Annotated in this window: 8 protein-coding genes; 5 read left to right on the plus strand and 3 right to left on the minus strand. The window is 46.3% G+C overall.

Annotated features, from left to right (window positions below):
• The first annotated feature begins 258 nt into the window (after positions 1 to 258).
• The 5 genes from WCK19_RS17835 to WCK19_RS17855 all read left to right on the plus strand — a co-directional run bounded on the left by WCK19_RS17835 (position 259) and on the right by WCK19_RS17855 (position 6,029).
• The gene (locus WCK19_RS17835) at positions 259 to 1,116 is read left to right on the plus strand and encodes a response regulator (RefSeq protein WP_342398757.1); all 858 of its coding nucleotides are present in this window, start codon (positions 259 to 261) and stop codon (positions 1,114 to 1,116) included.
• A complete protein-coding gene (locus WCK19_RS17840; protein ID WP_342398758.1) occupies positions 1,116 to 1,412 on the plus strand; it encodes a circadian clock KaiB family protein in 297 nt (98 codons plus the stop codon). The genes WCK19_RS17835 and WCK19_RS17840 overlap by 1 nt, the downstream gene beginning before the upstream one ends.
• Positions 1,413 to 2,933, plus strand: a complete 1,521-nt coding sequence (kaiC, locus tag WCK19_RS17845) for a circadian clock protein KaiC (RefSeq protein ID WP_342398759.1) — start codon at positions 1,413 to 1,415, stop codon at positions 2,931 to 2,933.
• A 24-nt stretch (positions 2,934 to 2,957) separates the two neighbouring features.
• Positions 2,958 to 5,123 (plus strand): ATP-binding protein, encoded by a 2,166-nt coding sequence (locus WCK19_RS17850; protein ID WP_342398760.1) that lies wholly within the window; start codon positions 2,958 to 2,960, stop codon positions 5,121 to 5,123.
• Positions 5,124 to 5,231: 108 nt separating this feature from the next.
• The gene (locus tag WCK19_RS17855) at positions 5,232 to 6,029 is read left to right on the plus strand and encodes an SDR family oxidoreductase (RefSeq protein WP_342398761.1); all 798 of its coding nucleotides are present in this window, start codon (positions 5,232 to 5,234) and stop codon (positions 6,027 to 6,029) included.
• Positions 6,030 to 6,711: 682 nt separating this feature from the next.
• On the opposite strand, the gene WCK19_RS17860 is transcribed toward WCK19_RS17855, so the two are convergent.
• The 3 genes from WCK19_RS17860 to WCK19_RS17870 all read right to left on the minus strand — a co-directional run.
• Complete coding sequence (locus WCK19_RS17860; RefSeq protein ID WP_342398762.1) at positions 6,712 to 7,557, minus strand: methyltransferase domain-containing protein; 846 nt, start codon at positions 7,555 to 7,557, stop codon at positions 6,712 to 6,714.
• Position 7,558: 1 nt separating this feature from the next.
• Entirely contained in the window at positions 7,559 to 8,023 is a 465-nt protein-coding gene (locus WCK19_RS17865) for a hotdog fold thioesterase (RefSeq protein ID WP_342398763.1), read from the minus strand.
• Positions 8,024 to 8,052: 29 nt separating this feature from the next.
• On the minus strand, positions 8,053 to 8,361 hold a 309-nt coding region (locus tag WCK19_RS17870), incomplete at its 5' end, for a hypothetical protein (RefSeq protein ID WP_342398764.1).

The raw sequence follows: 8,361 nt of genomic DNA on the forward strand, positions 1-8,361 counted from the left end.
GTCAAAGGGGAAAGGTAAAGGGGATTTCCGAAAGCGCGAAGCGCCGCCCGAAAAATTGGGGGGGTGAGGGCAAGGGGTTAAAACCCCTTGTCTCTGCTGCGCCACCGAACGAGGGCGCAATCGAGGGCAAGAGCAACTTGTAACAATCCTGAATATCCAACCTTCCTTTAATTATTAATCTATAGCAATAATGTTATACTTATAGTTGTTTATTGGGGGATTTCTTCTTTATAAGGGGATTAGCAAGGCAATAGCCATATGACTCTGGAACGAATTCGCATACTAATAATTGGGCATGATCGTGACGAAATAATTCAAGCTTTTTCTGATACAAGCTTATTTAAAAATATCCGCTTTGAATTGGTCATAGCTTCTGACCTGACCAGCGCAATACTGCTTTTGAATAGTAATAACTCCGACATAGCAATCCTGAGTAACCCTTCACAATCTTCAGAGGAGCTTAAAGCTGGCATCAAAAAACTGCACCAAAGTAACAGCAATCTGCCTGTGATAGTTATTCTCGATAATGCAGAGGAAACTCTCGTAGAATCAGTTTTAGAGGGCGGCGCGAAAGATTATTTGGTGCGAGGACAGATTGATAGTAATATCCTTAGAAGAGTGTTCGGCGCGTTTTGGCATATGGATGGCACCAACCGCGAAACTTTATCGGCAACAAGAGAAACTAAAGAGTTTGAAAGGCTTTCCACCCCACCCGGCACCAAGGTAACAGCACAGGCTTTCGGGGTGCCTGCTCTTACGGAAAGTGCCACCACTACCTTTTCTACACTAATACAGGATTACTCCAGAATACTCCATGAAGCGGTTGAATCGCAGATTTTCAAGGTGAATTACACTATTTCTGAAAATTTGCGCGTTATAGCCGATCAATTGGGTTTTTTGAAAGCGGGTCCCCGGGATGTTGTGCTACTACACCAGCAAGCTTTAAAGGCAGCGGTGGCAAGCCGAACACTCGAACAAACAAATATATATGCAGAAGAAGGTCGTTATCTCTTATTAGAATTAATGGGACATTTAGTGTCCTATTATCGCAATTATTATTTATATGAGACTAGAAATCAATCCTTAGTAAATGGACGCGAGCCGGGAGTTAAATAATGAGCAAGTATTTGCTTAAACTATACATCACTGGTCATACTTCTAAATCCGAACGCGCCATCTCAAATCTTTATCAGATCTGTGACGAAATTATTCCGGGTCAATATGAGATAACCATTGTTGATGTTTTGGAACGACCTAATCTAGCGGAAGAAGATAAAATTATAGCCACCCCTACACTGGTTAAGCAAGTACCTCCTCCAGCGCGGCGCGTAATAGGAGATTTAACTGACAAGAATAAAGTTATTGCAGGTCTCGACCTCCATGTAGCAGGAGAGGAAAGGGTAAAGGAGTAGATGATGGCTGCTAGTAGCGCTCTTCCATTAATAGAGAAGCTTAAAACTGGAATAGAGGGGTTTGACTTCATCGCTAATGGGGGAATACCAAAGGATCGAACCACGCTTATAACCGGCACTGCCGGAAGCGCGAAAACTATTTTTGCCGCCCAATTTCTAGCGGAAGGTATTCATAAATACAATGAAAACGGGGTCTTTGTAACTTTTGAAGAATCTCCCCATGATATTCGACAGAATATAGAAGCAATCGGCTGGGATATAACAACTTGGGAGAAAGAAGGAAAATGGGTTTTTGTAGATGCTTCGCCAGAACCGGGGGCAGATGCCATTATCGCGGGCAATTATGACCTCGGCGCGTTGTTGGCACGCATCGAAAGCGCGGTAAACCGGGTGCAAGCCACGCGAATATCAATGGATTCGTTGGGAGCAATCTTTTCTCAGTTTAATGATAACAGCCTGATTAGAAATGAATTATTTAGAATAGCCTCCGCCATGAAAAAAATGAAAGTAACGGCTATCCTAACGGCGGAGCGGATTCATGAATATGGCGAAATTGCCCGCTATGGAGTGGAGGAATTTGTCGCAGATAACGTAATTATCTTGCGTAATGTGCTAGAAGAAGAAAAACGCCGGCGCACCATTGAGATTCTAAAGTTCAGAGGCACAACCCATCAAAAGGGCGAATATCCTTTTACTATAATACCCAACGCCGGAATTATGATTGTGCCGCTATCCGCAATGGAATTAAAACAGCGGTCTTCTAATATGCGGATTAGCTCCGGCATTTCTGAATTGGATAATATGTGTGGGGGCGGCTTCTTCAGAGATTCGATATTATTGGTTTCTGGCGCAACCGGAACAGGAAAAACCCTCGTTAGCACCCAATTTATTCATGGCGGGGCAATAAACAAGGAACGCTGCTTGCTCTTCGCCTTTGAAGAAAGCCGCGAGCAATTGTTCAGGAATGCCACCGGTTGGGGCATGAACTATGACCAACTTGAAAAGGATGGGCTACTAAAAGTAGTGTGCGAATATCCCGAAACTGCCGGGCTGGAAGACCATCTTATCAAAATGAAAATGATTATCGAGGATTTCAACCCGAATCGAGTAGCAATTGATAGCTTATCCGCGCTAGAGCGGGTTTCAACTATGCGCGGCTTTCGCGAATTTGTAATCGGGTTGACCGCCTTTATCAAGCATCAAGAGATTGCCGGGCTGTTTACCGCTACCACCCCTACCCTGCTAGGCGGTTCTTCTGTAACAGAAGCGCATATCTCAACCATAACGGACTCTATCATTCTGCTACGCTACGTTGAAATGTTTGGTGAGATGCGCCGGGGTTTGACCGTCTTAAAAATGCGCGGTTCGGCGCATGATAAAGACATTCGGGAGTTCACAATTGATGGTTCGGGCATGCACATCGGTAAGCCTTTCCGCAATATTACCGGCATTATTGCAGGAAATCCTATCCATGTAAGCGCCGGAGAAGTTGAGCGTTTAGGCGGATTGTTTCAGGATTAAATATACAGACTAGCAGATAAAATAATGAGTAATAGTAAAGTTGAACTAGAGCAACGCCAACTAGAATTGCTTGCCAGTGAGAATCGTTTCAAGAACATTATAAACAAGCTTCTGAATGCAATTTTAGTAATTGACCTCGAGGGCTTCGTTAGGTTTGCAAATCCTCAAGCTGAAAAGCTTTTTGGTCGCCCACTCTCGGAGATAGTCAGCCTTCCTTTCGGTTTTCCGGTATTTTCGGGCGATACCACCGAAATTGATATTCTGATAAAAAATGGTACGCAAACTACCGCCGAATTGAATATTATTGATACGGAATGGGAAGGAAGCCCCGCCTACCTAGCAATAATGACCGATATTACTGAAAAGAAGGTTGCCGAAAAGAAAATAAAGTTCCAAGCCTCGCTGCTAGATAATGTGCATACCGCAGTGTTAGCCACCGATAGCCAATACAAGATAATATACTGTAACAAGTTTGCCGAAGAATTTTACGAGTTGCCGGGTAAAGAGCTTCAAGAAAGCTATCTATTTGAGCTTTTGCATCTGGGCAAGAGTGCAATTCGCCAAGAAATTGAGCAATCTGACAATTGGGAAGGTGAACTGGAAAGAAAAAGAAATGATGGGATTATAATCCCGGCTTATACAACATTTTCCAATGTGAAAGACTCCAATGCTTTCTTGGGGACATTATGTATTGCACTCGATTTGAGCGAACGCAAGTTTGCCGAAAAGCTGGTAAGCCACCTTGCCGCTTTTCCACGCTTTAACCCTAACCCTGTATTTGAATTTACCTCGAAAGGGCATCTATCATACTATAATGAAGCGGCTGAGAAATTAACCGAAGAACTGCACAAAAAGCATCCCTCTGAAATATTACCGCCGGAATGGCAAAATATCATATTTAATTGCTTGAAAACCAATGAGCCTAAAATCGCGTCAGAACATATTGTAACCGGAAAAACTTTCACTTGGTCATTTTTCCCTATTGCCGAAATACATCTGGTACATGCCTATGCCTTCGATATAACCGAAAGGTTAAATCTTGAAAATCAATTGCGCCAAGCTCAAAAAATGGAGTCGGTGGGGCAATTAGCCGGTGGGGTAGCGCATGATTTTAATAACATCTTGACGGCAATCGAGGGCTATACCGACATCATTTTAGATACGCAAAAGCTGGATTCGGATGGAGTCGACTACCTGAATCAAATTTCACAGGCAGCCAACCGTGCCTCTAACCTCACCCAACAATTGCTGGCTTTCCGCCGCCGTCAGGTAATGAAAACCTCTTTGCTCGACCTAAACGATGTTATAGAGCAAATAAGCAAGATACTACGGCGCGTAATAGGGGAAAATATTACCTTGCGGGTAAATTATTTTCCAAACTTGCCATCGATTCGAGGGGATGAGGGCATGCTCCAGCAGGTTTTGCTAAATTTGGCGATTAATGCGCGGGATGCTATGCTAAATGGCGGGCAGTTGATAATGACAACCTCCCTAGTTACAATAGACCCTCTGTATGCTAATTATAATCTTGAAGCCCAAGTGGGCAAGCATGTTTGCCTAAGCGTGAGCGATACTGGAAGCGGTATCAGCGAGGAAATTCTGCCGCATATATTTGAACCATTTTACACCACCAAAGAGCCGGGAAAAGGTACGGGGCTAGGCTTATCAACCGTGTATGGCATCATAAAACAACATAAGGGTTGGATACAAGTTCACAACACGCCGGATGAAGGCGCTACTTTCCAGATTTATATTCCAACTGTTGATGAAATTGCTCCAATAAAAGAAAAAGTAATAGATAACGCCCCAATAAAAGGCGGAACTGAAACTATTCTTATAGTTGAAGATGAATCCTCTTTACTGACGCTGGTTAAAAGAAGTTTAATAAAGCTAGGGTATAATATCCTTGAAGCCCAAAATGCAACAAACGCCTTGAAGTTGTGGGAAAAACATGGGCAAAATATAAATTTGATACTGACCGATATAGTTATGCCGGGTGGCATGAGTGGAATAGAACTGGTAGAAAAAATCCGTCAGTCTGACAAAAATATGAAAGTAGTCTTAACTAGCGGGTATAGCGTTGACCTGATTTACAATTCTGAAAATTTCGATAGTAACACACAACTTCTTTCCAAACCCTACTCTTTCAAAGCGCTGGCAAGAATAGTCCGGGCAATTCTGGATAAGTGAGATTACGCCCGAAAAGAAACGCAAACTACAGGCGTTTCTATTTTTGTGCGGCATAATAAGGCTGATAAACGAATCATACCCCCGCAAAGGGCAGAGGAAAGGCTTGGCATGAAAAGCATTGTGATTACGGGCAGCAGCAAAGGCATCGGTTACGGGTTGGCGCAGGAATTTCTCAAGCAAGGGCAGCGCGTTACTATCAGCGCACATATTCCGGCAGAAGTAGCCGAAGCAGAGAAAAGTTTGGCAGCGCGGTTCGGGGCGGCGCGGGTTAAGAGCCATGTGTGCAATGTGAGCGACCCGGCGCAACTTCAATCGCTGTGGGATGCTGCCGTCAAAAACTATGGCAAGGTGGACATCTGGATTAACAACGCTGGGAGAGGCTATCCCCGCGAGTTTTTCTGGGATGTGCCAACCGAGACCATCGAAGCGATAATTCGTACCAACTTGTTAGGCGAGATGTTCGGCTCGAAAGTGGCATTTAAGGGGATGTTGGCGCAAGGCTCAGGGCAGATTTACAACATGATGGGCATGGGCGATAGCGGACCGGTTGTGCCAAAAACGATTATCTACGCCTCCAGCAAAGCGGGCGTATCCTATTTTACCAAAGGGCTAATCAAAGAAGCTACCAAAACGCCGGTGCAAGTGTGCTACCTGAGTCCCGGCATTGTGGTCACGGATTTGATGCAACCGGGCTTGGAAGGGGAAGGCTCGGAGAAAGCGCGGAAGTTCTTCAATATAATGGGCGATAGGGTAGAAACGGTTACGCCGTGGTTGGTCAAGCAAATGCTGGCAAATCAGAAGCACGGCGCATACATTAACTGGCTACCCAATCGCAAGCTGGTATGGCGAATAGTACGCGCCCCCTTCACTCACCGCAATATCTACGTTCCCTCGCAAAGCGCCTAACCAACCTCATTTAGATAAACGGCAAGGGGTATAAGCCCCTTGTTTAGCTCAAGTTTTTCTCCACTACAACCATATTTTCGCCATTAATTGTATGATAAAATGAGTATTAGCAAATTTGAGACAAAAACCAAGCACAGGATAAGCATGTCTTTAGCGCCCTATACAAGAAACTCAGACAACACCCGCTAGGTCTTGTTCAATCAAGACTCAATATTGAAGCTCGTTCAAGAACAAGTCGCTTACCTTGGCGAGGTCAATTTTCACCAGAACTAATCGAATATTTGATGGAAACAGTTTGCCCGGAAGAGGATGTATTTTTGGATCCCTTTTGGGGAAGGCATATGTGGCAGCAGTTCTACTGGGTATGAATAACGGTAATATTCTTGATTCTATTTCCTTTTGCATGTGAAATAAAGACAAACCTAGATAAAACAATGTTTCAAGAAGCATCACAGACAGCAGGAGAATTGAAACGAGCAGTGCCAGGTTCGCGCTATATATTACTTTGCGAATACCTAGATATGATGCCAATCACAACAAAACTCACTTCAATTTGCGCCACCCATCGAGGGCGACATCGGAATGCGCCCCCTACGGGTTAATTCTCTTGGTTTGTGTCCTTTGTGCCTTTGTGGCGCTACTCCCGACCAAAATCGGCAATCCAAAATGAGACGATGAGTGGCTATTTTACCGCTACCCCCGCCAGCGAGACGTTATTTAACACGTAGCTCTCGCCCTGCCGGTATGCTTGCAAGTCTTGGCGAGTTTGCGCCACCAATTGTTGCATCACTTCGGGCGGTTGCTTGGCAAGGGAGACGGTGGTTATTCCCGCCGCATCCAAAAAGCCCTGCCAATATTCCTCTGCCCCCGCTACGGTCAGGCTGGCGTTAAGCCGCTCCACTCGCGCCTCCCCGAAGCCGCACGCATGCAACAACCCTTCCACTACGCCCGACGCGCCAAAGCGAAACATAGAAGGACGCTCTACGCGAGGCGGCGGAAATTGGCGCGTTATTGCCAGCAACGCCAAGCGCAAGAAATCCACCTCATGTTCTTCGCCCCACACCGTTACTGCCACACGTCCGCCCGGTTTCAGCACGCGCCATGCCTCTTGCAACGCCTTTTCAGGATGCGGAAAGTGCATCAGCCCCAGCCCAATCAGGACGGCATCGAAGCTCTCGTCTGCTGCTGCCAAATGCTCGGCATCCATCACCGCAAAGCTGATGTTTTCCAGCCCTTCGCCCTTTGCCCGTTTGCGCCCGATTTCCAACGCTTGTTCCGCAATGTCAATGCCAATAATCGCGCCCTGTTCCCCCACTTTTCGGGCAGCGTAGCGCGATACCAGCCCGGGTCCGCATGCCACATCTAGCACGCGCCCGCCCGTTTCCAGCCGCGCCAGTTCTACCATCCGCTCTAACGCGCCTCGGTTCACCTCAACCCCGCGCTCGTAACGCTCTGCCACCAGATTAAAGCCCGCCCGCTCTTGTTGCTTGAAACGTTTGGGGTCGAAACTTGCTTTTTCCGCGCTCACTTTAGCCTGCTTTCTCGCTTGTTATCGGTTTCTGCTTGATTTCGGTTATGGCAACGGTGCAACGAGAAACGCATACCAACCGCCGCTTTTCATCGTAGATTTTAATATCCCACACTTGCGAACTGCGCCCCCGATGCAGCGGTGTTGCCTCGCCTGTTACCATCCCATCCCCGATGGGGCGCAGGTGGTTAGCGTTGATTTCCTGCCCCACCGCTACATGGGTGGTGCGATCTGGCAGGTTTAGCCACGCCCCCAATGATGCCAGCGATTCGGCAAGCGCCACATTCGCGCCCCCATGCAACAAGCCAAACGGCTGATGGTTTTTGGAGTTGACTTGCATCGTGCCGACCATTTTCTCCGGGCTGGCTTCGACAATCTCAATATCAAGCGAGCCGTGCAGCGTATTATCCTTATATTGCTGGTTGATTAACTTCGCTGCTTCGTACTTATCCTCTGGAAGTTGCACCACATATCCCCCTTGTCATATAACAAGCGTTAGATTTTTACATGCCTCATAAATATAACAACCGTTATATTATAGAATCCGGCTAACAGGTTCAATTGCGAACACATGTTAAACCAACATATCCCCAATAGTAGAATCGGGAAAACCACTCTTTTGCTTCGGCAAGCGGTTGAAACCCCTTGTATTAATTCGCTGCCCATCGCATTATGGCAACGAGAATTATAAGCCTTTCCGCCCTGAAGGAAAAGCGGAATCGGCAAGCCAATGATAGGGACATATCCCCGTTTGTAATGGTTGGTAGGAGCGCATTCCGATGCGCCCTCGTTCGGTTGGCGCAA

The sequence above is a fragment of the Candidatus Chlorohelix sp. genome (assembly GCF_037138995.1).
Taxonomy (GTDB): domain Bacteria; phylum Chloroflexota; class Chloroflexia; order Chloroheliales; family Chloroheliaceae; genus Chlorohelix.

Bases quoted from the DNA above. Each gene is read 5' to 3' on its own strand.
- WCK19_RS17835 (WP_342398757.1), top strand. From the start codon at position 259: ATGACTCTGGAACGAATTCGCATACTAATAATTGGGCATGATCGTGAC.
- kaiC (WP_342398759.1), top strand. From the start codon at position 1,413: ATGATGGCTGCTAGTAGCGCTCTTCCATTAATAGAGAAGCTTAAAACT.
- WCK19_RS17855 (WP_342398761.1), top strand. From the start codon at position 5,232: ATGAAAAGCATTGTGATTACGGGCAGCAGCAAAGGCATCGGTTACGGG.
- WCK19_RS17840 (WP_342398758.1), top strand. From the start codon at position 1,116: ATGAGCAAGTATTTGCTTAAACTATACATCACTGGTCATACTTCTAAA.
- WCK19_RS17850 (WP_342398760.1), top strand. From the start codon at position 2,958: ATGAGTAATAGTAAAGTTGAACTAGAGCAACGCCAACTAGAATTGCTT.